Raw genomic sequence first — 21,723 nt, 5'->3', positions numbered from 1 at the left:
TCAATGATTTTTTCAAATAATTTTTATTTATCTCTCCAGATGATTCTTCCTTTTGAAAGATCGTATGGGGACATTTCAATAGTAACTTTATCTCCCGGTAAAATACGGATGAAATTCATACGTAATTTTCCACTAATGGTTGCAAGAATCTGATGACCATTCTCAAGTTCTACCTTAAAGAATGCGTTTGGTAACTTCTCAACAACTACTCCTTCAACTTCAATAACATCTGCTTTTGACATATAATCCTCCTTGTTTAGCTTTTTACTGTTTTTCTATTATTTTAATTGCTTTTCTGATTGTGATATCTGTTGGTTCACCGTCAAACAATCCGGTTATTTCATCGGATATATGTTTGATTATCTGAATATGTTTGCGATTTTTTTCTTCGGTTTTGTAAGTGGTTTTGTTGTTCCATTTACCAGATACACAAATTCATCATCTTTTTTTATGATCAGATAATACTGATTTCTATCGTGTCCTGACATGGACTTTGCAAATTCAATGTTCATAGTCTCCCCTTTTCCGGTGGTTATTCCCATATATGAGCTGCAATCTCTGAGTCTGTCAGCGTCAGGATCTCCGGTCTTCCCTCTGTGATAATGATCGTATTTTCATAGTGTGCAGATAATGACATATCTGCTGTGATCACTGTCCATTCATCATCTAACCACAATACATCCGGTGTTCCGATATTGATCATCGGTTCCACCGCAAGCGTCATTCCGGATTTTAATTTTATTCCTCTTCGGAATTTCTTAAAGTTCGGAATATCCGGTTCTTCATGGAGATGCGTTCCGATTCCATGACCACAAAGATCCCGCACGACCCCATATCCAAAACTTTCTGCATAACTGCCGATTGCTCCGGATATCTCATAGAGATGTCTTCCTGCGGCTGCATATTTCATACCTTCAAAAAAGCTCTGTCTTGTGCGCTCAATCAAAAGCGCTGCTTCTTTTGAAATTTCTCCTACCGCATGCGTTCTTGCAGCATCTGAATGGTATCCTTTGTGGATGACGCCGATGTCCAGGCTCACAATGTCGCCTTCCTGGATAAATTTTTCTTTGCATGGTATTCCGTGTACGACTTCCTCATCGATTGACACACACACAGAAGCCGGATAGCCACAATAGTTTTTAAAAGATGGTTCACAGCCAAAGCTTCGGATCATTTCTTCCCCGATTCTGTCTATCTCATAGGTAGACATCCCTGGTCTTAACTCGTTTCCAAGCTGTTCATGTACTTTTGCAAGTATCTTCCCGGCTTCCCTCATTAATTCCAGCTCTTCAGGTCTTTTTATCGTGACAGACATCTTTATTCTCCTAAAATGGCTACGATATCAGCAAATACTTTTTCCATTGGCTGGGTACCGTCAACTGTCTTTAAAATATTCTGTGCTTTATAGTAATCGATCAGCGGCTGTGTCTGTTCATGATATACGCTTAAACGTTTCTGAACTGTTTCCGGCTTGTCATCATCTCTTAATACAACCGGACTTCCGCATCTGTCGCAGATACCTTCCACTTTTGTTGGAATGGAAACAATATGATAGGTTGCTCCACAATTTAAGCAGGCACGTCTTCCGCTCATTCTGTTTACAATGTTCTCGTCCGGAACATCTACATCAATGGCATAATCCATTTTCTGTCCGATTTTCTCAAGTGCTGCAGTGAGCGCCTCTGCCTGAGGAATGGTTCTTGGAAATCCATCTAAGATAAATCCATTTTTGCAGTCATCCTGCTGGATTCTGTCCATAACAAGATCACAGGTAAGTTCGTCTGGAACTAATAAGCCCTGATCCATATATTCTTTTGCTTTTTTGCCAAGTTCTGTTCCGTTTTTAATGTTGGCACGGAAGATATCTCCTGTAGAGATATGTGGTACGCCGTATTTATCTGCGATCTGTTTTGCCTGTGTTCCTTTTCCAGCTCCTGGAGCCCCTAACATTATAATTTTCATATAAAAATTACCCCTGACCTTTCCATATATTCAATGTTTCTGCGCCTATTATACGAATTTTGACGCTGCTTCGCAAGTTTATTTTAGTTCTTTCCTTTATAAAACTTCAAAAAACGCCGGGCCACAAGACCCAGCGTTTCTGTTTTAGTCATTTAAGAATCCTTTATAGTAGCGAACACGCATCTGAGATTCAATCTGTTTTAATGTTTCGATAATAACACCAACAATGATGATGATGGATGTTCCACCAAAGGATACATCAGCATTAAATACTCCATTAAAGAAGATTGGAATAAATGCTACAAATGCTAATCCAACTGCGCCTATAAAGACAATGTAATTTAAAATCTTATTCAGATAGTCACTGGTAGGTTTACCAGGTCTGATACCCGGAATAAATCCACCTGCTTTTTTCATGTTATTTGCAATTTCTAACGGATTGAATGTAATCGATGTATAGAAATAAGCAAATGCAATGATCAAAATGATATATACCACAAGACCAATGTTATAAATTGGTTCATTTGGATTACACCAGTTAGACTGGGACATACCTTTTAAGATCTTACTTCCAATACCTGTTCCATTTCCCTTGCCAAGTAAACTCGCAATAATGACTGGTGTCTGTAATAAAGACTGAGCAAAGATGACTGGGATAACACCACTGGTATTGACTTTCAGAGGAATATGTGTTGACTGACCGCCAACCTGTTTTCTTCCCTGAATTTTCTTGGAATACTGAACCGGAATTTTTCTTACTCCATCCTGAAGTAATACTACAAATACTACCATTGCAACGATGATTGCAAGGATAATAACTGCAGCAAGAATTCCCTTTGGAACTGTCTTTCCAGAAATAAACTGCTGATATAATGTTCCGATATCATTTGGCATACGGGAAATGATGTTGATTGTCAACACGATGGAAATACCATTTCCTACACCTTTCTCTGTGATTCTCTCACCAATCCACATAAGGACTGCAGAACCTGCTGTAAGAGTAAAGATAACCATAATGATATTCATAACATAAACAGCGGTCGAATCACTCTGTTCTAAGTATCCACCTCTTGAGAAACCAATTGCCATAGCGATTGCTTCAATCAAAGCTAAAGCAACTGTGAGGTATCTTGTGATCTCGGCGATCTTTTTACGACCATCTTCTCCGTCACGCTGCATTTCTTCCAACTTAGGAATAGCAATAGTAAGAAGCTGCATAATGATGGATGATGTAATGTATGGTGTGATATTCAATGCGAATATAGATAAATTCAAGAATGATCCACCAGTAACGGCATCAAAAAAGCCCATTCCATCAGCGGTCTGACTAGCAAACCAGTTTGCAAATACTTCACTGTCAACACCAGGAATAGGAAGCTGACTTCCTATTCTGATGACAACTAACATTAAAAATGTAAAAATAATTCTTTTGCGAATATCTTTAATTTTGAATGCATTACGGAGTGTCTCCAGCATTAGATCACCTCTGCTTTTCCACCAAGAGCTTCAATTTTCTCTTTTGCAGAAGCGCTGAATGCGTTTGCCTGAACTGTAAGCTTCTTAGTAAGTTCTCCATTTCCAAGAATTTTTACTCCATCTCTTGGGTTCTTAACGATACCAGCTTCGATTAATGTCTCTACAGATACTACTGCGTCATTTTCGAAAGCTTCAAGAGCGGAAAGATTAATTCCAACGATTGTCTTAGAGTTTCTGCATTTGAAACCTCTCTTTGGCAATCTTCTGTATAATGGCATCTGACCACCTTCGAAACCTGGTCTAGGAGCACCAGAACGAGCTTTCTGTCCTTTATGTCCTTTACCTGCGGTCTTACCATTTCCTGAACCGTGTCCACGTCCTCTTCTGAAATTATCGCTATGAGCTGAACCGGCAGCTCCATGTAAATTGGATAAATCCATCACCGACACCTCCTTATCTTATTTTTTATGCTTCTTCAACTTTTACGTATGGTGCAACTTTGCGAAGTGCTCCAGCTGTTGCAGCGTTGTCTGGTAACTCAACTGTTTTGTAAAGTTTTGTTAAACCAAGAGCCTCGATTGTTTTTTTGTTCTTTGGAACAGCACCAATTGTAGATTTGATTAATGTTACTTTAAGTTTCTTATCTGCCATTTCAAATTCCTCCTTAACCCAGAATCTCTTCAACGGATTTTCCGCGGAGTTTTGCTACTTCTTCAGGAGATTTTAACTGACCCAGAGCGTCGATTGTTGCGAATACAACGTTCTGTTTGTTGTTGGAACCTAAAGATTTTGTACGGATATTTTTAATACCTGCTAACTCACATACAGTACGGGCTGGACCACCAGCGATGATACCAGTACCTTCTGGAGATTTCTTTAATAATACGGATGCACCGGTGAATTTACCCTGAACATCATGTGTAATACTATCAACTTCGTCTAACTTAACGCTGATGAGTTTTTTCATTGCATCTTCTTTTCCCTTACGGATAGCTTCAGGAATTTCAGTTGCTTTTCCTAAACCTGCACCAACATGACCATTGCCGTCGCCAACAACAACCAAAGCTGTAAAACGCATGTTACGTCCGCCCTTAACAACTTTTGTTACACGTTTGATTGATACTACTTTATCATTTAATTCTAACTGACTAGCATCAATGATTTCACGTTTCATGTTTTCGTTTCCTCCTACTAAAAATCTAATCCAGCTTCTCTTGCTGCATCGGCTAAAGCTTTAACTTTTCCCTGATATATAAAACCGCCTCTATCAAAGACAACTGTTGTAATACCCTTATCTAATGCTTTTTTAGCAATTACAGTACCAAGTTTGGATGCTGCATCTACGTTATTAGTCTTCTCTAATTCTGCTTTTAACTCTTTGTCAAGAGTAGATGCAGAAACAAGTGTATTTCCAACTGTGTCGTCAATAATTTGAGCGTACATATGATTATTGCTTCTGAACACAGCTAAGCGTGGTCTCTGTGCAGTACCTGCAAGATGATGACGCATTCTTCTATGTTTATTTTCACGAACTGCTGTTCTTGATTTCTTACTAACCATTCTTCGTCACTCCTTTAATTATTTCTTACCAGTCTTACCAACTTTACGTCTAATAACTTCATCAGCATATTTGATACCTTTTCCTTTGTAAGGTTCAGGTCTTCTCTTATCTCTGATTTCAGCTGCGTATTGGCCAACTTTTTCTTTATCGATACCTGATACAATGATCTTGTTACCGTCTACTGTAGACTCGATTCCTTCTGGATCTGTCATCTCAACTGGATGAGAATATCCTAAGTTAAGAGTTAAAACTTTACCAGCTTTGGAAGCTCTGTAACCAACACCATTCACTTCAAGCTCTTTCTTATATCCGTCTGTAACACCAACTACCATGTTGTGGATCAGTGTTCTTGTTAATCCGTGTAAGGATTTCATTTTTTTCAAATCATTAGGTCTTGTAACGATTACTTCAGCACCTTCTAATTTGATGTCCATCTCAGATGGAAGGGTTCTTTCAAGAGTTCCCTTAGGACCTTTTACAGTCACATGATTATTTTCTGCAATTTCTACTGTAACGCCAGCTGGAACTGCGATTGGCATTCTTCCTATACGTGACATGCCCGTACCTCCTAATTTTTCGTTGCGGTGAGGATTCACCGTAGTTAAAAAGTTACATATCTATCAGAATGGTAGTCCATCCTCCTGGCATAAGCCAGGAAGTCATTATTTCCTACCAAACGAAAGCTAATACTTCTCCACCAACCTGGAGTTTTCTTGCTTCTTTGTCTGTGATAATTCCCTGATTTGTAGAAAGGATAGCAATTCCTAATCCACCAAGTACTCTAGGAAGCTCGTCTTTACCAGCGTAAACACGAAGTCCTGGTTTGGAAATTCTCTTAAGACCTGTGATAATTTTTTCATTCTTATCTGCACCGTATTTTAATGTGATGCGGATTGTTTTAAAATTACCATCTTCGATAATATCGTATTTTGTGATATAACCTTCATCTAAAAGGATGCCTGCGATAGCAACTTTGATCTTAGATGCCGGAATATCTACTGTATCATGTTTAGCAGTATTTGCATTACGGATTCTTGTAAGCATATCTGCAATTGGATCACTCGTCATCATCATGATGTATATTTCCTCCTTCTAAAAATTACTCGGCCTACCAGCTTGCTTTCTTAACGCCTGGGATTTGACCTTTGTATGCTAATTCACGGAAACATACTCTGCAGATTCCGTATTTTCTTAAAACAGAATGTGGACGACCACAAATTTTGCAACGTGTGTATTCTCTGGTAGAGAATTTTGCTGGACGCTGCTGTTTAACTTTCATACTTGTCTTAGCCATTAAAATTCCCTCCTATTATTTGGCAAATGGCATATTGAACAATGTCAATAATTCACGTGCTTCTTCGTCTGTCTTAGCAGTAGTTACGATAATGATATCCATACCTCTTACTTTGTCAACTTTGTCGTACTCGATCTCTGGGAAGATGATCTGCTCTTTGATACCAAGAGCATAGTTTCCACGGCCATCGAATGCGTTAGGGTTAACACCTCTGAAGTCACGTACACGTGGTAATGATAAGTTAATTAAACGATCTAAGAACTCATACATTTTCTCGCCACGTAATGTTGTTTTACATCCGATTGGCATGTTCTCTCTGATCTTGAAGTTTGCAATAGCGTTCTTTGCTTTTGTAGCAACTGCTTTCTGACCTGTAATTGTCTCCATGTCTTTAATTGCAGCCTCTAATACTTTTGCGTTCTCTTTGGCTTCACCAACGCCCATGTTTACTACGATTTTATCGAGCTTTGGTACTTCCATAATATTTTTATATCCGAACTTTTTGATCATTGCGTCAACGATCTCGTTCTGGTACTGTTCTTTAAGTCTGCTCAACTGATTGGCCTCCTCTCTTTAATTAGTCAATAACTTCGCCTGTAGCTTTTGCTACACGAACTTTTTTGTCTCCATCCATCTTGAATCCAACACGTGTTGCTTTTCCGTTGTGAAGAAGCATTACGTTAGAAAGATCAATTGGAGCTTCCTGGTGAAGGATTCCACCCTGCTGGTTCTGCATGCTTGGTTTTGCATGTTTTGTTACCATGTTGATCCCTTCAACAAGAACTTTATTGTCTTTTTTATTAATGGAAATTACTTTTCCCTCTTTGTCTTTATCTTTTCCAGCGATAACTTTAACCATATCGCCTTTTTTAATTTTCATTGTTGCCATATCTTCGTCCTCCTATAATACTTCTGGAGCCAAGGAAACAATTTTCATGAACTGTTTCTCACGAAGCTCTCTAGCTACTGGTCCAAAAATACGGGTTCCTTTTGGAGTTTTGTCATCTTTAATAATAACAGCAGCGTTCTCATCAAATTTGATATAAGAACCGTCTTTACGACGAGCACCTTTCACTGAACGAACAACTACAGCTTTAACGACGTCACCTTTTTTAACAACACCGCCTGGTGTTGCATCTTTAACAGTAGCAACAATAACGTCACCAATGTTTGCATATCTTCTAGTAGATCCACCCATAACACGGATAACGAGTAACTCTTTTGCACCTGTGTTATCAGCTACTTTCAGTCTACTTTCCTGTTGTACCATGCTTGTAGCCTCCTTTAATTATTTTGCTCTTTCCATGATTTCTACAAGTCTCCATCTCTTATCTTTAGATAATGGTCTTGTTTCCATAACTTTTACTTTATCACCGATTTTACATTCGTTGTTCTCGTCATGGGCTTTTAATTTATATGTTTTCTTAACGATCTTGTTGTATAATGGATGTCTTACGTTATCCTGGATTGCAACAGTGATTGTTTTATCCATCTTATCACTTACAACAATACCAATACGTGTTTTTCTAAGATTTCTTTCTTCCACGATAAGTTCTCCTTTCTAGAGTTCTATTCAGCAACTTTTGCTTTCTCAGTAATGAGTGTCTGAATTCTTGCGATATTCTTTCTCACTTCTTTGATTCTGCTTGTGTTATCTAACTGATTAGTTGCGTTCTGGAATCTCAAATTGAAAAGTTCTTTTTTAGCGTCTACTAACTGTGCATTTAAATCTGCAACAGACTGTGTTTTTAATTCTTCTAAATATTTACTAGTTTTCATTTGATACACCGCCTTCTAAATCCGCACGAGAAACTACTTTACATTTGCAAGGTAATTTGTGTGTAGCAAGACGTAATGCTTCTCTAGCTACGTCTTCCGGTACACCGGAGATTTCAAATAATACACGACCTGGTTTAACAACGGCTACCCAGTACTCAAGGGCACCCTTTCCTTTACCCATACGAACACCCATAGGTTTATGAGTTACAGGTTTCTCTGGGAAAATCTTGATCCAAACTTTACCACCACGTTTGATATATCTTGTCATAGCAACACGGGCTGCTTCGATCTGGTTTGCTTTAATCCAGCAAGGTTCCATTGCTACGATACCATACTCACCATAAGTAAGTTTGTTACCTCTTGTAGCTTTACCAGCCATAGAACCACGGAACTGTTTTCTATGTTTTACTCTCTTTGGCATTAACATAATTACTGAGCTCCTCCTTCCTTATTAGCCTTTGTAGGAAGTACTTCGCCTTTGTAGATCCAAACCTTAACACCTACTTTACCGTAAGTTGTGTCTGCTTCAGCGAATCCATAATCAATATCTGCTCTTAATGTCTGAAGTGGAATAGTTCCCTCAGAGTAGAACTCTGTACGAGCCATATCTGCTCCACCTAAACGTCCGGAACAAGATGTCTTAATTCCCTTTGCACCAGATTTCATTGTTCTGCTCATGCAGGATTTCATTGCTCTACGGAAGGAAACACGGTTCTCTAACTGTAAAGCGATATTCTCTGCTACTAACTGAGCGTCACGGTCTGGTCTCTTAACTTCTTTGATATCAACAACTAATTTCTTAGATGTGAATTTCTGTACTTCAGCTTTGATCTTCTCGATTTCAGCTCCACCTTTACCGATTACTACACCAGGTTTTGCTGTGTAAATAATAACTTTAACGCGGTCAGATGCTCTTTCGATCTCAATCTTAGAAACGCCTGCTGCATATAATTTCTTTTTAAGATATGTTCTGATGTTGTAGTCTTCTACTAAAAGATCTGCAAAATCTGCTTCCGCATACCATTTAGAGTCCCAGTCTTTGATAACACCGACTCTTAAGCCATGAGGATTAACTTTCTGTCCCATGTTTGCCCTCCTTATCTTTCATCAAGCACGATTGTAATGTGGCTCATTCTCTTCTCGATTCTATAAGCTCTACCCTGTGCTCTTGGTCTGATTCTCTTCATTGTTGGTCCTTTGTTTGCATAACACTCTGCAACATAAAGGTTTTCTGCTTTCATTCCATTGTTGTTCTCAGCGTTTGCGATTGCTGACTCTAATAATTTCTTTACTAAGCTTGAAGCATATCTTGGATTATATGTTACGATAGCAAGTGCTGTCTGAACATCCTTTCCACGGATAGCATCTAATACAAAGCAAGCTTTCTGAACAGACACTCTAGCATAAGATAACTTTGCTGAAGGTCTGGTATCTTTAACTTCATTTCTTTCTCTTTTAATCTGACTTCTATGTCCCTTAGCCATGGATGAAACCTCCTTTCAAAAAATAGTTCTTATCTAACGCCTGATTTCTTTTCGTCTTTTCCATGTCCTTTGTAAGTTCTTGTAGCAACGAACTCACCAAGTTTATGTCCAACCATATCTTCTGTTACGAATACAGGCACATGTTTTCTTCCGTCATGAACAGCGATTGTATGACCAACGAACTGAGGGAAGATTGTAGAACGACGTGACCAAGTCTTAATAACAGATTTGTCACCAGATGCGTTCATAGCGTCTACTTTTTTCAGTAAGCTTTCATCTGCAAATGGTCCTTTTTTTAATGAACGAGCCATAATTTACCTCCTATAGTCAAGCACGAAAGACCGCTACACGCGGCAGCGTTGTCTTAACCGTGCCATCAATTGTTTCATATTTAGCAACTTATTTGATTGCTTTACCGTCTCTTCTTCTTACGATCATCTTATTAGAAGATTTATTTTTCTTTCTTGTCTTAAGTCCAAGAGCTGGTTTACCCCAAGGTGTCATTGGGCCAGAACGTCCGATTGGAGCACGTCCTTCACCACCACCGTGTGGATGGTCATTAGGGTTCATTACAGAACCACGAACTGTTGGGCGGATACCCATGTGACGTTTACGTCCTGCTTTACCGATCTTAACAAGGTTGTGGTCACCGTTTCCGATAACACCAACTGTTGCGCGGCAGTTTAATGGAACCATACGCATCTCTCCGGATGGAAGTCTTAATGTAGCGTATTTTCCTTCTTTTGCCATTAACTGAGCAGCCATACCAGCGGAACGAACTAACTGTCCACCCTTGCCTGCGTATAACTCAATGTTGTGTACCATAGTACCAACTGGAATGTTCTCTAATGGTAAGCAGTTACCAACACGAACCTCAGCTTCTGCACCACTCATAACTGTCATACCATCTGTTAATCCCTGAGGAGCTAAGATGTATGCTTTCTCTCCATCTGCGTAGCAGATTAAAGCGATGTTTGCTGTTCTGTTTGGATCGTACTCGATTCCGATAACTTTTGCTGGAATACCATCTTTTTTGTTTCTCTTGAAATCGATTACTCTGTATTTTCTTCTGTTTCCACCACCGTGGTGTCTTACAGTGATTTTACCCTGATTGTTACGACCAGCGTTCTTCTTTAAAGAAGTTACTAAAGATTTTTCAGGAGTTGTTTTTGTAATCTCAGAAAAATCAGAACCAGTCATATTTCTTCTGGAATGTGTATATGGGTTATATGTCTTAATTCCCATTGTTTTTCTCCTTTCGATGTTTATTATCGCACTTTACTGTGCCTAGGCTGCTATCTTTATCTTATAAACCAGCGAAGATCTCGATGTCTTTGCTGTCTGCTGTTAATGTTACGATAGCTTTCTTTGTTTTAGCAGTTTTACCAACTACCATACCACGTCTCTTATTCTTTCCGTCTAAGTTCATTGTGTTTACGCTGGCAACTTTTGTTCCTTCGAACATTTTTTCAACTGCTTCTTTGATCATGGATTTGTTAGCTTCCGGATGAACTAAGAAAGTATATTTCTTCTCAGCCATAGCTGCCATGCTCTTCTCTGTAACTACTGGTTTGAGGATTACATCATAATATTTAATATTTGCCATTATGCATACACCTCCTCGATTGTCTTAACAGCGTCTTTTGTTACAACTACTGTATCATATTTTAAGATATCATATACGTTGATCTCGTTTGTCTGAGCAGTCTTAACTGTTGCAAGGTTGCTTGCAGATTTGATCACGTTTACATCGTTGTCGTTTAATACAACTAATGCTTTCTCAACTTTTAAGTTATTCATAACTTCAACAAATTTCTTTGTTTTGATCTCATCAAGTTTTAACTCGTCAACAACAACAAATTTGCTCTCGTTTACTCTTGATGTTAATGCAGATTTAAGAGCTGCTCTCTTCTCTTTCTTGTTAAGTTTGAAAGAGTAATCTCTTGGTACTGGAGCGAATACTACGCCACCATGTGTCCACTGTGGAGCTCTTGTAGAACCCTGTCTTGCATGACCTGTTCCTTTCTGTCTCCATGGTTTTCTACCACCACCGCTTACTTCGGAACGAGTTTTTGCTTTCTGTGTTCCCTGGCGGTTGTTTGCCAGCTGCTGAAGTACTGCCATGTGTACTAAATGTTCGTTAACTTCTACTCCGAAGATAGCGTCGTTTAATTCCAGGCTTCCTACTTCTTTGCCTTCCATATTATAAACAGCTACGTTAGCCATCGTTAAGTTCCTCCTTTCCTATCTAAGCACTATTTACCTGCTTTAACAGTTTCTTTGATTGTTACTAAACATTTCTTAGCTCCTGGTACAGCACCTTTAACTAAGAGCAGGTTGTTCTCAGCGTCAACTCTTACAACTTCAAGATTCTGAGTTGTAACTTTTACGCTACCCATATGTCCAGGCATTCCTTTTCCTTTGAATACACGGCTTGGTGAAGAACATGCACCGTTGGAACCCTGATGACGATGGAATTTAGAACCGTGAGCCATAGGACCTCTGTGCTGTCCAAATCTCTTAATAGCGCCCTGGAAACCTTTACCTTTGGAAATTGCAGTTGCATCGATCTTGTCGCCTTCTGCAAAGATATCAGCTTTGATCACATCACCCAAGTTGTACTCAGCTGCGTTCTCAAATTTGAACTCTTTTACAAATCTCTTTCCGGATACACCAGCTTTTGCAAAATGTCCCATCTGAGCTTTGTTAACGCCATGTCTGTTTCTGATTTCTTTCTTTCCGTTTGCATCTTTGTTGACAATTCTTTCTTTCTTGTCAGCAAATGCAACCTGTACTGCACTGTATCCATCGTTCTCAACAGTTTTGATCTGTGTCACTGAACATGGACCTGCTTCTAATACAGTAACCGGTACTAAAACACCGTCTGCATTGAAGATCTGAGTCATTCCGACTTTTGTTGCTAAAATCGCTTTCTTCATTCTTTTTACCTCCTGTTTTCTCTACAGCGGAACGCTTCATGCCCATCAGATGTGGGGTAGCGGAACCGTTCATCCTAGAAAGTCCATATAAGTGGAACCAAAGGGGTAAACCTTTGTATTGCTTCTATATAAAACCCTTCAGGATATTAACTAATTAATAATTTGTTGAAAAACTTATTTGTTTTTCATTTTGATATCAATGTAAACACCAGCTGGCATCTCTAAACGAGATAAAGCATCAACTGTTTTCTGGGTTGGTGTCATGATATCAATGAGTCTCTTATGAGTTCTCTGCTCGAACTGTTCACGGGAATCTTTGTATTTGTGAGTAGCTCTTAAAATAGTAACAACTTCTCTCTTAGTTGGAAGTGGTACCGGTCCGCTCACCTGTGATCCGTTTTTCTTTACAGTCTCGATGATCTTCTTAGCTGAAGCATCAACTAATTCATGATCATAAGCTTTCAATGTGATTCTCATTACTTGACTTGCCATAAAAAAAAGTCGCCTCCTTTTCGCACTTATAAATCAGTACGACAAGCGGTGACTGTACACATTCCCGTGCGTGTCATCCACTTTCGATTTCAAAACATCTTCCCGTTGATGATTTGGCACGTTGTTTCTACCTTTTGTAGACGTTATTCGTGATACAGTGACTTGTCGCCAGTTTCTTAACTTGACATTCGCTCCACGGAAAACCTGCATTTTCATGCAGCAACCTCGCGTTTCTACGCTATCAATGTCACAACAGTTGCTATTTTACATGATGTTCCTTTATATTGCAAGTGTTTTTTTCAATTTTTTAATTTTTTTTGCATAATCCTCTCTCACATTAATATTTCCCCTATCCGATACAGATACTGTGTGCTATAATCAGCTATGAACTATTTAGAAATGAAAGGTATCTTATTATCATGAATATTATAATTGTTGGCTGCGGTAAAGTAGGATGCACGCTTGTAGAAGCCTTAAGCAGCGAAAATCACGATATCGTTGTGATCGACTCCCGTCCCGAAAAAGTAAGTGCCCTTACGGATACAGTGGATGTTATGGGGATTGTTGGAAATGGTGTAAGCCACACAACATTAAAGCAGGCTGGTATCGAAACCGCAGACCTGCTGATTGCTGTCACAGGATCTGATGAGGAAAATCTCCTCTGCTGCGTCATTGCAAAGAAGAGTGGCCACTGTCAGACCATCGCCCGCATCCGCAATCCTATATATAATGAAGAAAAAGATTTTCTCCAGAAGGAATTTGGATTGAGCATGATCATTAATCCGGAACTTACGGCTGCAAATGAGATTGCAAAGGTTTTCCAGTTTCCTTCTGCTATCCGCGTGGATACCTTTGCAAAGGGACGTGTGGAATTACTTCACTTTAAAATAGGAAGTAACTCCCCTTTATGTGGCCTGAAACTTTCCAAATTCCACGCAACCCTGCACTGCAATGATATTCTGGTCTGCACGATTGCAAGAAACAGTGAGGAAGTCATCATTCCAAACGGTGATTTTGAATTTGCGGCAAATGACATCGTCTCCATCGTTGCAAAACGCAGGGATGCCATCGACTTTTTCCGCAAGATCGGCTTAGAGAAAAACCGTGTATCCAACACGATCATCGCAGGCGGAGGTAAGATATCCTATTACCTTGCCAAGAGTCTTCTGATGTCCGGAATCAAGACGACCATTATCGAAATCAACCAGCAGCGCTGTGAGTTTTTAAGCGAGCAGCTTCCGAAAGCTACAATTCTCTGCGGCGATGCCACTGACAAGGAGCTTTTATCTGAAGAATGCATTGAAAAGGCAGCCGGTTTTGCGGCGCTGACCGATCTGGATGAAGAAAATATTCTTTTATCCCTGTATGCGAATGGAATCTCTTCTGCAAAGACAGTGACAAAGGTAAACCGCATTAACTTTACCTCCGTCATCAATAAGCTGGATCTCGGAAGCATTATTTACCCGAGAGTGATCACTGCAGAGTACATTATCAAATATGTGCGTTCCATGAATAATTCTTTAAACAGCAATGTGGAGGCGCTATACAAACTGGAAGATGGAAAAGCAGAAGTTCTGGAATTCCTGCTCAAAGAGAATTCTGCCGTCTGCAATATTCCTCTTCAGAATTTAAAGATCCGCAAAAATACTTTGATCTGCTGTATTTACCGTAATCATCAGGTCATCGTGCCAAGTGGACAGGATTGCATGATGCCCGGCGACTCTGTTATGATCGCCACCTCCGGTTACAATATATCCGATATCAAAGAGATTCTGGAGGATTAAGCTGCTATGAAGTATTCAACAATAGGCTATATTCTTGGACAGGTTTTGAAATTCGAAGGTATTTTTATGCTGCTTCCGTTTCTGACCGGAATGATCTATCACGAAAACGAAGCGTATTCTTACCTTATTATAGGGATCATCTGTTTTGTCCTCGGATGCCTGATCACGTTAAAAAAAGTAAAGCATCCGCAGATATTTAACCGCGAGGGGTTTGTTGCCGTTGCATTAAGCTGGATCGTTTTAAGTATTTTCGGTGCCATTCCGTTTGTGATCACTGGTGAGATCCCATCTTATGTGGACGCCCTGTTTGAGACGATCTCCGGTTTTACCACGACCGGCGCAAGTATTCTCTCGAACGTGGAGGCACTCACACACACAAGTCTGATGTGGCGAAGCTTTACCCACTGGGTTGGCGGCATGGGGGTTTTAGTATTCATCATGTCCTTTCTCCCTCTGATGGGCGGTTCGACGATCAACCTGATGAAAGCTGAAAGCCCGGGACCTTCCGTTAGCAGATTAGTACCACATGTGAAGGACACTGCAAAAATTCTGTATCGTATTTATTTGGTCATTACGATCATTGAAATTGTTTTATTATGTATTTTCGGTATGCCGATGTTCGACTCCCTGACGCTGACATTTGGTACGGTTGGAACGGGTGGATTTGGTATCCACAATGACAGCATTGCAGGATATAGCCCTGTGTTGCAAAATATTATCACCGTCTTTATGATTTTAAGCGGTGTCAATTATGTCGCTTATTTTTACATTATGACAAAGCAGTTGAAAGAAATTTTTAAAGTGGAAGAAATCCGGGTATATTTTGGCATCATTCTGGGTGCGGGTACTTTTATCGCACTTAATATCCGAAGTTTGTACGGCTCACTTGGCGAGGCATTCCGCCATGCATTTTTTCAGGTGGGTTCCATTATCACAACCTGTGGATATGCGACTACAGACTTTGATCTGTGGCCGGAGACATCCAAGATGATATTGGTGCTGCTCATGTTTATCGGAGCCTGTGCAGGAAGTACCGGTGGCGGTTTTAAAATCTCGCGATTGCTGATTTTATGCAAAGCAATCCCGAAGCAGCTTTCTCTCGTGATACATCCGAGAGAGGTCAAGGTAATCCGTATGGATGGAAAACCAATCGACCACAATACACTGCGCTCTACGAATGTGTATCTGGCAATTTATTTTTTCATCCTGCTGGTTTCCACCCTTTTGATCAGTGTGGATAATTTCAACCTGACGACGAATTTTACAGCAGTTGCTTCTACTTTAAATAATATCGGTCCCGGTCTTGACGGTGTAGGTCCTACAAGGAATTTCGGTATGTATTCCGATTTTTCCAAGTTTGTGCTGATGTTCGACATGTTAGCCGGCCGTCTGGAATTGTACCCACTGCTAATTCTGTTCATGCCATCGCTGTGGCGCAGGAAATAATTATGTAAACAATTGAAGTTTATATTATACGAACTTATAGAAAGGTAATTTAAAATATGTGGATTGCAGAAAATTGGAAAGATTATGAAGTCATTGACTGTTCCAAAGGTGAAAAGTTAGAACGCTGGGGGAAATATCTTCTGGTCCGCCCGGATCCCCAGGTGATCTGGGACACGCCAAAAACAGAAAAAGGCTGGCGTAAAATGAACGGACATTATCACAGAAGCGCCAAAGGTGGCGGAGAATGGGAATTTTTCGATCTGCCGGAGCAGTGGCAAATCCATTACGGAAGCCTGACTTTTAACTTAAAGCCTTTTAGTTTCAAACATACAGGTCTTTTCCCGGAACAGGCTGCCAACTGGGACTGGTTTTCAGAAAAGATCAAAAAAGCCGGCAGACCGGTCAAAGTATTAAACCTTTTTGCCTACACCGGCGGTGCGACCCTCGCTGCTGCCGCAGCCGGAGCTTCTGTCACACATGTGGACGCCTCAAAAGGTATGGTGACATGGGCAAAAGAAAACGCTGTCTCCTCCGGTCTCAAGGACGCTCCGATCCGCTGGATCGTGGACGACTGTGTAAAGTTTGTAGAACGTGAAATCCGTCGTGGAAATCACTATGATGCAATTATTATGGATCCGCCTTCCTACGGCAGGGGTCCGAAAGGGGAAATCTGGAAGATTGAGGATGCGATTTATCCACTGGTACAGTTGTGTGGACAGTTGTTGTCCGATGAACCTTTGTTTTTCCTGATCAACTCCTATACAACCGGATTACAGCCGGCGGTGTTAAGCTATATGATGAACACGGTGTTGAAAAAATATCACGGAACGATAAAAGCAGATGAGCTCGGGCTTCCGGTGTCATCCAATGGACTTGTGCTTCCTTGCGGGGCAAGTGGACGATTTGAACGGTAAACCCATCCCATTCTCCCAACAACAACGTTCCCAACTTATGTTCAAATTGCGTAAAATAACACAACCCACATGGAATTTCAAACAGAATATGTTCTGATTCCATGCGGGTTATTTTTATAAATTTATTTCGCAATTCCCATGTCCAGCAGTACCGCTGATGCTGCCCACCAGAGATGAAGAATGTACTGGTTCGCGCCGCCCTGTTTACCGAACATGAATACCCAGGCATCCATGCTCATAAAGGCTGGTTTGCCCAGAATGAATACGGTTGGTATCGTTATGTATGCAAGTGGAAGAAATACTACTAAGAATGCTGCCATGCAAATGATTCTTGCAGTTTTATTTCTAAGAAACATTCCTCCTTCATGCTTTCCACGGATCAGCTGCATGATGACCAGCACTGCTGTAAAAAGAATCAAATCCATGGCAATCCATTGTCTGAAAGCAAACACTCTTGCTATTTGCGACAACGACAACAATGAAAATGGGAATACCGCTTCCTCCGGCATAGGCATTGTAGCATTCTGTGGAATCATCAGATACAAAATTGCCGCCGCTAACAGGAAAATCGTTCTTCTGCTTAATGATTTGTTTGTTGCCATGGTGCCTCCTCCTTTTTTACTTTATTTTGCCAGACCATGCGTAAACGCACAGCTGACTGTGCCATCACTGTAAATCAAATTAAAGCTATATTGTACAAGCCCCCTATACTGATCCGAATAACTGCCACACATTACAGGAGTCCACCATGATGGAGTGCTCACTCCTGTTGTTCCCCATGGAACACTCTGGGAATCTACTACCTGCTCATATCCCCTGTTATTTTTTGCAAGACCAACACACACAATTCTAGCCGTCGGTGTTCCAATCCCATATAAATATCCACCAGTAGAAGATGATTCTGGATTTCTGTTTTTCGTAATTGCAACATTGTTAATCAAAACATACTCATCATTTGAAGACATTGTATATCGGATAATACTCGTTGCTGTCAGATATTTTCTCGGATCTAAGTAAGTATCTGTCGCTGTTCCTCTTGCTCTCGCACCGCTTACATATTCTTCATTATATGCTTTCCCTTCTTCAGTTACCGGGATATAATAAGTTGCACTCTCTATTGTATCTTCATATTGTACACCACTTCGTGCTGTTTTGCAAGCAATTTCAGACTCGATCACAACCGGAACTGTAATCAATTCGTCTCCGATATAAATATCTGCAAATTCAACCTGTTCGCTTGGAACTTGATTACTTGAATCCTGTGCAAACGCAGTATTTGGAATTACAGTTGCGAACATTAATAACGCTAAATCCATTTTAATTTTGTTTTTCATACATATTCTCCTTCTCAATTAAGTATGTTTACTAATAGCACTATCTCATCAACCAGTTATAAAACATTGATAAACCTGAATTATATATATTTTTGAAAACAGTAAATTCCTGTGAAATGTCTGGTTCAACTGGATTTTCATATGTAGTAAAAAACGTAGGACCTGTTGCTGTTCCTCTTATTGAAACCATATACATTTATCAATACCAATTCCTGCCTGCGTTGTCTCTACAAGCTGTTCACTGACCGGTATTTCTATCCTCCACGACACCTACATTGTAAGTTTTATTAAGCCATACCTGTACCTCCAACATCATTTCATCCATTAAAACGAGAACAAAAAAATGCCTGTTTCTATGCCTCTCCCAATCGCAACTCCAAATAGTAAAAGAAAGACTGTTAACATTACATTTTCACTCAATATTTCCAAGCCATATTCATAAATCTCTCGATCTGTTTCATTGATAACTTTACTTTCAATAAAAAAATGGACTATTCTAGTAGTAATCTTTCTCATCGAACCTCTTTCCTTACTACTAAAATAGCCACATTTTATTTATTTCACAATACATCTGGCGTACTTTGCCCATTTTAGGCATACTTTATACGCACGCACAAATATTTACCATTATAATTTTTCATAAACACTTTTGTACAGATAACTGTCAAGTTTCAAACGAAACATAAATAAGAATTGCCTCAATACACCAGCTAATTCCTAAAATAATACGATGGTTCATAATATAGTAACCAACCAAAAACGGCATAGGCGGAAACACTACATACAAGGTAAATCCGCATGACCAATATATTAATGCAATTAAAAATGCAATTGTAAATATTTTTATCAATGCTTTATATATCCTATTATTTATTTGCAGTTTTACGCCATGTTCCTTTAAATAAGGATTTGCAAGCCTTAACAATATGTAACATAAAATTCCCCACCATAATGGTGCCAACAAAAATAATTTTACCGAAAATAATTTCACAGAACCACTCAGTCCTACTATGCTCGATATCCAGGTGTCATCCATGCATGTTTCCCTATTAGGTGCCAATAAGCAGTAAATGCTTACTATAAAAAATAAAATTATTTCCAGATGTACTTTTTTGCCCTTTTTCGAATTCATTATTGCCCTCATCTCCTCTTTACTACTAAAATAGCCACATTTTATTTATTTCATAATATATCTGGCATACTTTTCCCATTTTAGGCATACTTTATACGCACGCACAAATATGCACTACAAACATATGATTTTCTTCAAATATCTCTATCTCACCTTTCTTATTTTTTACAAACTCTTTAACACCTCTTAAACCTATTCCGTGCAACTGCTTATTTTTCTTAGATGTTTCTAGCAAAGCGTTATTTTGCAGAACCGATTCTGAGATATAGTTGCCCACTACCAAATGAATCATATTCTGTTCCACTCCAATATTCAAACAGATATATCTATTTTCTTCTTTTTCCTGTTCCTCCGCCTCAATCGCATTGTCCAGTAAATTCGATAACACAACTCCATATTCTATAGAATCCATATCTTTGTCTGCATTTACCTGCACCTCTATTTTAATATTTTTAATGGAACATTGTTCCATCTTCTCACAAATTACAGCATTCAGTATTGTATTTTCTGTATAAACACAATGATTTGTATTTAACCTTTTCCCCAGTATTTTATCAATGTCAGCTTCTATAACCTCATATTTTCCCTCCTGAAGCAACTGACGATATGTAACCAAATATCTTTTCAGATCATGACGCAATAATTGAACTTCCCGATAGTTTTTTTCCTCTTCCCTGATTCTTTTCTCCTGCTGCGTTATCTGCATATACAGCAATGCATTTTCCATTTCATAGTGATTTTGCTGATTTATATGAAATATCATTTTTAAAACTATAATATTGGCAATAAACATCAACATGTCTAAAATCAAAAATGTTTTCTGCCATATAAGCGAAAAGTCCACATTTCGTGACATAGCTATTGATAATAAAACCACTATAAGGAAAATAATATAATAAATTATTATAATGATATATTCTTCTTTTTTCAGTTTTATTTTATCATGAAAAAAACACGTTAAAATATAGGCCGTTAACAAATATAATGTATTCGTAAGTACGATTCCTAATACTCTTGCCAGACTCTCCGATCCCTGAATACTAATCTCATTGATTGATTTCCCTGACAAGAAAAAGGTTATTCTCCCTCTCAACATACTTACCAGAATCATAAAAACATTGCAGGCAATGATAACTAACATCTTTTGTTCTGTCTTTCCCTCAAGCATGATACACGACATCAATAGCATCACACCCATGCCAAGCAGCGACTGCCATATATTCGGCAACAACACAAAATGCGCGATGCAGAAATTTAATAAAATCCATCCCACTATATACACTTTTTTTACAGACTGTTTTCTTGGAAATAACTCTGAAAGAATCCAGATCTGTGCAATTGTTCCCGCTGCACTTGCATATATCTCTGCAGCCATACTTACAACTTCCATTTATTTTTCTCCCGGACATATTCCATATATGCGTGCCGCACTTTATCGTGTCTATTGCTTCCGATGTTTATTTCCATGCCATTACATAAAATTATTTTCTTGGTCTTTAAGATTTTAATGTATTTACAATTAATAATGAATCCAATATTAACACGTACAAAACCATATTTTTCCAGCATTGTTTCATAATCAGAAATCCTGCCTCTTAATTCGAAATTTTCGTTTTCACAACAAATCTTCAAGTAATGCTGTCTGCTCTCTAAAAATATAATATCATCAACTGCTATACAACATTTCCCCTCTCTTGTTGTAATCTCTAATATTCTGCTTTCCTTTTCTTTTTTGTCCAGAAATGCCGAAATGGCTTCCTGTAATTCCTGATTCATTTTTTCTTTTCTTATAAATCGAAGTGGAGTATAACGGAAAGACTCAAAAACCATTTCTTCATGATTACTGATAAAAATAATTTCGGAATGTGGATTCTTTGTTAATATTTTATCTGCAATCTCCATTCCATTGATTTCAGGCATATCAATATCCAAAAAATACAACTGAGTTTCTGCCCCGATATTATCTAACAGCTTTCTGCTGTCACTATATTTTTCTATAAGACATACTATCTTTCTCTGAACAAAGTCCTGTTCTATTTTTTCACTTAATAAATCTATAAACGTCTCATCATCATCACAAATTACAATTTTATATCTTTTATCTTCGTCAAACATTCCCTAATTTC

General features: G+C 39.0%; 35 protein-coding genes. 3 read left to right on the top strand and 32 right to left on the bottom strand.

Annotation, left to right across the window (positions count from 1 at the left end; genetic code table 11):
* Positions 1-23: 23 nt before the first annotated feature.
* From infA to rpsJ, 26 genes are all read right to left on the bottom strand, one after another.
* Positions 24-242, bottom strand: a complete 219-nt coding sequence (infA, locus tag ROSEINA2194_RS09070) for a translation initiation factor IF-1 (RefSeq protein WP_007885971.1) — start codon at positions 240-242, stop codon at positions 24-26.
* Between the two features lie 117 nt (positions 243-359).
* Positions 360-512 (bottom strand): KOW domain-containing RNA-binding protein, encoded by a 153-nt coding sequence (locus ROSEINA2194_RS22010; RefSeq protein ID WP_252832573.1) that lies wholly within the window; start codon positions 510-512, stop codon positions 360-362.
* Positions 513-532: 20 nt separating this feature from the next.
* Positions 533-1,315 carry a type I methionyl aminopeptidase gene (gene map, locus ROSEINA2194_RS09060; RefSeq protein ID WP_007885963.1) on the bottom strand — a complete coding sequence of 261 codons (783 nt, stop codon included), beginning with the start codon at positions 1,313-1,315 and terminating at the stop codon, positions 533-535.
* A 2-nt stretch (positions 1,316-1,317) separates the two neighbouring features.
* Complete coding sequence (locus tag ROSEINA2194_RS09055; protein ID WP_007885961.1) at positions 1,318-1,962, bottom strand: adenylate kinase; 645 nt, start codon at positions 1,960-1,962, stop codon at positions 1,318-1,320.
* A gap of 144 nt (positions 1,963-2,106) precedes the next feature.
* On the bottom strand, positions 2,107-3,438 hold the full coding sequence (gene secY / locus ROSEINA2194_RS09050; RefSeq protein ID WP_007885959.1) for a preprotein translocase subunit SecY: 1,332 nt from the start codon (positions 3,436-3,438) through the stop codon (positions 2,107-2,109).
* Positions 3,438-3,878, bottom strand: a complete 441-nt coding sequence (rplO, locus tag ROSEINA2194_RS09045) for a 50S ribosomal protein L15 (RefSeq protein ID WP_007885957.1) — start codon at positions 3,876-3,878, stop codon at positions 3,438-3,440. Before rplO ends, secY begins: the two co-directional genes overlap by 1 nt.
* Positions 3,879-3,903: 25 nt before the next feature.
* Complete coding sequence (gene rpmD, locus ROSEINA2194_RS09040; RefSeq protein ID WP_021923032.1) at positions 3,904-4,089, bottom strand: 50S ribosomal protein L30; 186 nt, start codon at positions 4,087-4,089, stop codon at positions 3,904-3,906.
* A 13-nt stretch (positions 4,090-4,102) separates the two neighbouring features.
* Positions 4,103-4,612 carry a 30S ribosomal protein S5 gene (gene rpsE / locus ROSEINA2194_RS09035; RefSeq protein ID WP_007885954.1) on the bottom strand — a complete coding sequence of 170 codons (510 nt, stop codon included), beginning with the start codon at positions 4,610-4,612 and terminating at the stop codon, positions 4,103-4,105.
* Between the two features lie 17 nt (positions 4,613-4,629).
* Positions 4,630-4,998 (bottom strand): 50S ribosomal protein L18, encoded by a 369-nt coding sequence (gene rplR, locus ROSEINA2194_RS09030; protein ID WP_007885953.1) that lies wholly within the window; start codon positions 4,996-4,998, stop codon positions 4,630-4,632.
* 18 nt (positions 4,999-5,016) lie between these two features.
* Entirely contained in the window at positions 5,017-5,556 is a 540-nt protein-coding gene (gene rplF, locus ROSEINA2194_RS09025) for a 50S ribosomal protein L6 (RefSeq protein ID WP_044927535.1), read from the bottom strand.
* 112 nt (positions 5,557-5,668) lie between these two features.
* Positions 5,669-6,070, bottom strand: a complete 402-nt coding sequence (rpsH, locus tag ROSEINA2194_RS09020) for a 30S ribosomal protein S8 (protein ID WP_044927553.1) — start codon at positions 6,068-6,070, stop codon at positions 5,669-5,671.
* 37 nt (positions 6,071-6,107) lie between these two features.
* On the bottom strand, positions 6,108-6,293 hold the full coding sequence (locus ROSEINA2194_RS09015) for a type Z 30S ribosomal protein S14 (protein WP_021923019.1): 186 nt from the start codon (positions 6,291-6,293) through the stop codon (positions 6,108-6,110).
* 15 nt (positions 6,294-6,308) lie between these two features.
* A complete protein-coding gene (gene rplE, locus ROSEINA2194_RS09010; RefSeq protein WP_007885950.1) occupies positions 6,309-6,848 on the bottom strand; it encodes a 50S ribosomal protein L5 in 540 nt (179 codons plus the stop codon).
* A 22-nt stretch (positions 6,849-6,870) separates the two neighbouring features.
* On the bottom strand, positions 6,871-7,182 hold the full coding sequence (gene rplX, locus ROSEINA2194_RS09005; RefSeq protein ID WP_007885949.1) for a 50S ribosomal protein L24: 312 nt from the start codon (positions 7,180-7,182) through the stop codon (positions 6,871-6,873).
* Positions 7,183-7,194: 12 nt separating this feature from the next.
* On the bottom strand, positions 7,195-7,563 hold the full coding sequence (gene rplN / locus ROSEINA2194_RS09000) for a 50S ribosomal protein L14 (protein ID WP_007885948.1): 369 nt from the start codon (positions 7,561-7,563) through the stop codon (positions 7,195-7,197).
* An 18-nt stretch (positions 7,564-7,581) separates the two neighbouring features.
* Positions 7,582-7,839, bottom strand: a complete 258-nt coding sequence (gene rpsQ / locus ROSEINA2194_RS08995; RefSeq protein ID WP_007885939.1) for a 30S ribosomal protein S17 — start codon at positions 7,837-7,839, stop codon at positions 7,582-7,584.
* Between the two features lie 23 nt (positions 7,840-7,862).
* Complete coding sequence (rpmC, locus tag ROSEINA2194_RS08990; protein WP_007885938.1) at positions 7,863-8,072, bottom strand: 50S ribosomal protein L29; 210 nt, start codon at positions 8,070-8,072, stop codon at positions 7,863-7,865.
* Positions 8,062-8,499 carry a 50S ribosomal protein L16 gene (gene rplP / locus ROSEINA2194_RS08985; protein ID WP_007885935.1) on the bottom strand — a complete coding sequence of 146 codons (438 nt, stop codon included), beginning with the start codon at positions 8,497-8,499 and terminating at the stop codon, positions 8,062-8,064. Before rplP ends, rpmC begins: the two co-directional genes overlap by 11 nt.
* 2 nt (positions 8,500-8,501) lie before the next feature.
* Positions 8,502-9,158, bottom strand: coding sequence for a 30S ribosomal protein S3 (gene rpsC / locus ROSEINA2194_RS08980; RefSeq protein WP_007885933.1), 657 nt, complete (start codon positions 9,156-9,158; stop codon positions 8,502-8,504).
* A gap of 11 nt (positions 9,159-9,169) precedes the next feature.
* Positions 9,170-9,556 carry a 50S ribosomal protein L22 gene (rplV, locus tag ROSEINA2194_RS08975; RefSeq protein WP_007885931.1) on the bottom strand — a complete coding sequence of 129 codons (387 nt, stop codon included), beginning with the start codon at positions 9,554-9,556 and terminating at the stop codon, positions 9,170-9,172.
* Between the two features lie 29 nt (positions 9,557-9,585).
* On the bottom strand, positions 9,586-9,867 hold the full coding sequence (rpsS, locus tag ROSEINA2194_RS08970; protein WP_007885930.1) for a 30S ribosomal protein S19: 282 nt from the start codon (positions 9,865-9,867) through the stop codon (positions 9,586-9,588).
* Positions 9,868-9,955: 88 nt separating this feature from the next.
* A complete protein-coding gene (gene rplB / locus ROSEINA2194_RS08965; protein ID WP_044927534.1) occupies positions 9,956-10,801 on the bottom strand; it encodes a 50S ribosomal protein L2 in 846 nt (281 codons plus the stop codon).
* Positions 10,802-10,862: 61 nt separating this feature from the next.
* Positions 10,863-11,162: a 50S ribosomal protein L23 gene (gene rplW, locus ROSEINA2194_RS08960; protein ID WP_007885928.1), complete on the bottom strand. Its 300-nt coding sequence runs from the start codon at positions 11,160-11,162 to the stop codon at positions 10,863-10,865.
* A complete protein-coding gene (gene rplD / locus ROSEINA2194_RS08955; RefSeq protein WP_007885927.1) occupies positions 11,162-11,782 on the bottom strand; it encodes a 50S ribosomal protein L4 in 621 nt (206 codons plus the stop codon). The genes rplW and rplD overlap by 1 nt, the downstream gene beginning before the upstream one ends.
* A gap of 29 nt (positions 11,783-11,811) precedes the next feature.
* Positions 11,812-12,495, bottom strand: a complete 684-nt coding sequence (rplC, locus tag ROSEINA2194_RS08950; RefSeq protein ID WP_007885926.1) for a 50S ribosomal protein L3 — start codon at positions 12,493-12,495, stop codon at positions 11,812-11,814.
* Positions 12,496-12,669: 174 nt separating this feature from the next.
* Positions 12,670-12,987 carry a 30S ribosomal protein S10 gene (gene rpsJ / locus ROSEINA2194_RS08945; RefSeq protein ID WP_007885925.1) on the bottom strand — a complete coding sequence of 106 codons (318 nt, stop codon included), beginning with the start codon at positions 12,985-12,987 and terminating at the stop codon, positions 12,670-12,672.
* 419 nt (positions 12,988-13,406) lie between these two features.
* On the opposite strand from rpsJ, the gene trkA reads away from it, so the two are divergent.
* From trkA to ROSEINA2194_RS08930, 3 genes are read left to right on the top strand one after another with little or no spacing between them, the layout of a single operon-like run.
* Positions 13,407-14,771, top strand: coding sequence for a Trk system potassium transporter TrkA (gene trkA, locus ROSEINA2194_RS08940; protein WP_007885924.1), 1,365 nt, complete (start codon positions 13,407-13,409; stop codon positions 14,769-14,771).
* 6 nt (positions 14,772-14,777) lie between these two features.
* Positions 14,778-16,217 (top strand): TrkH family potassium uptake protein, encoded by a 1,440-nt coding sequence (locus ROSEINA2194_RS08935; RefSeq protein WP_007885918.1) that lies wholly within the window; start codon positions 14,778-14,780, stop codon positions 16,215-16,217.
* A 56-nt stretch (positions 16,218-16,273) separates the two neighbouring features.
* Positions 16,274-17,131 carry a class I SAM-dependent methyltransferase gene (locus ROSEINA2194_RS08930; RefSeq protein ID WP_007885916.1) on the top strand — a complete coding sequence of 286 codons (858 nt, stop codon included), beginning with the start codon at positions 16,274-16,276 and terminating at the stop codon, positions 17,129-17,131.
* Positions 17,132-17,253: 122 nt separating this feature from the next.
* On the opposite strand, the gene ROSEINA2194_RS08925 is transcribed toward ROSEINA2194_RS08930, so the two are convergent.
* The 6 genes from ROSEINA2194_RS08925 to ROSEINA2194_RS08900 all read right to left on the bottom strand — a co-directional run bounded on the left by ROSEINA2194_RS08925 (position 17,254) and on the right by ROSEINA2194_RS08900 (position 21,712).
* On the bottom strand, positions 17,254-17,733 hold the full coding sequence (locus tag ROSEINA2194_RS08925; protein WP_007885914.1) for a hypothetical protein: 480 nt from the start codon (positions 17,731-17,733) through the stop codon (positions 17,254-17,256).
* Between the two features lie 21 nt (positions 17,734-17,754).
* Entirely contained in the window at positions 17,755-18,465 is a 711-nt protein-coding gene (locus ROSEINA2194_RS08920; RefSeq protein ID WP_007885912.1) for a hypothetical protein, read from the bottom strand.
* A 324-nt stretch (positions 18,466-18,789) separates the two neighbouring features.
* Positions 18,790-18,981: an accessory gene regulator B family protein gene (locus tag ROSEINA2194_RS08915; protein WP_007885909.1), complete on the bottom strand. Its 192-nt coding sequence runs from the start codon at positions 18,979-18,981 to the stop codon at positions 18,790-18,792.
* Between the two features lie 148 nt (positions 18,982-19,129).
* The gene (locus tag ROSEINA2194_RS08910) at positions 19,130-19,597 is read right to left on the bottom strand and encodes a hypothetical protein (protein WP_044927533.1); all 468 of its coding nucleotides are present in this window, start codon (positions 19,595-19,597) and stop codon (positions 19,130-19,132) included.
* Between the two features lie 91 nt (positions 19,598-19,688).
* Positions 19,689-20,795, bottom strand: coding sequence for a GHKL domain-containing protein (locus ROSEINA2194_RS08905; protein ID WP_172727080.1), 1,107 nt, complete (start codon positions 20,793-20,795; stop codon positions 19,689-19,691).
* 179 nt (positions 20,796-20,974) lie between these two features.
* Positions 20,975-21,712, bottom strand: a complete 738-nt coding sequence (locus ROSEINA2194_RS08900; RefSeq protein ID WP_007885899.1) for a LytR/AlgR family response regulator transcription factor — start codon at positions 21,710-21,712, stop codon at positions 20,975-20,977.
* Between the last annotated feature and the right edge of the window lie 11 nt (positions 21,713-21,723).

It is taken from the genome of Roseburia inulinivorans DSM 16841 (assembly GCF_000174195.1).
GTDB classification, from domain to species: domain Bacteria; phylum Bacillota; class Clostridia; order Lachnospirales; family Lachnospiraceae; genus Roseburia; species Roseburia inulinivorans.
The sequence above is the reverse complement of the archived record's forward strand: the minus strand, read 5'-3'. Positions and strand labels throughout refer to the sequence as shown.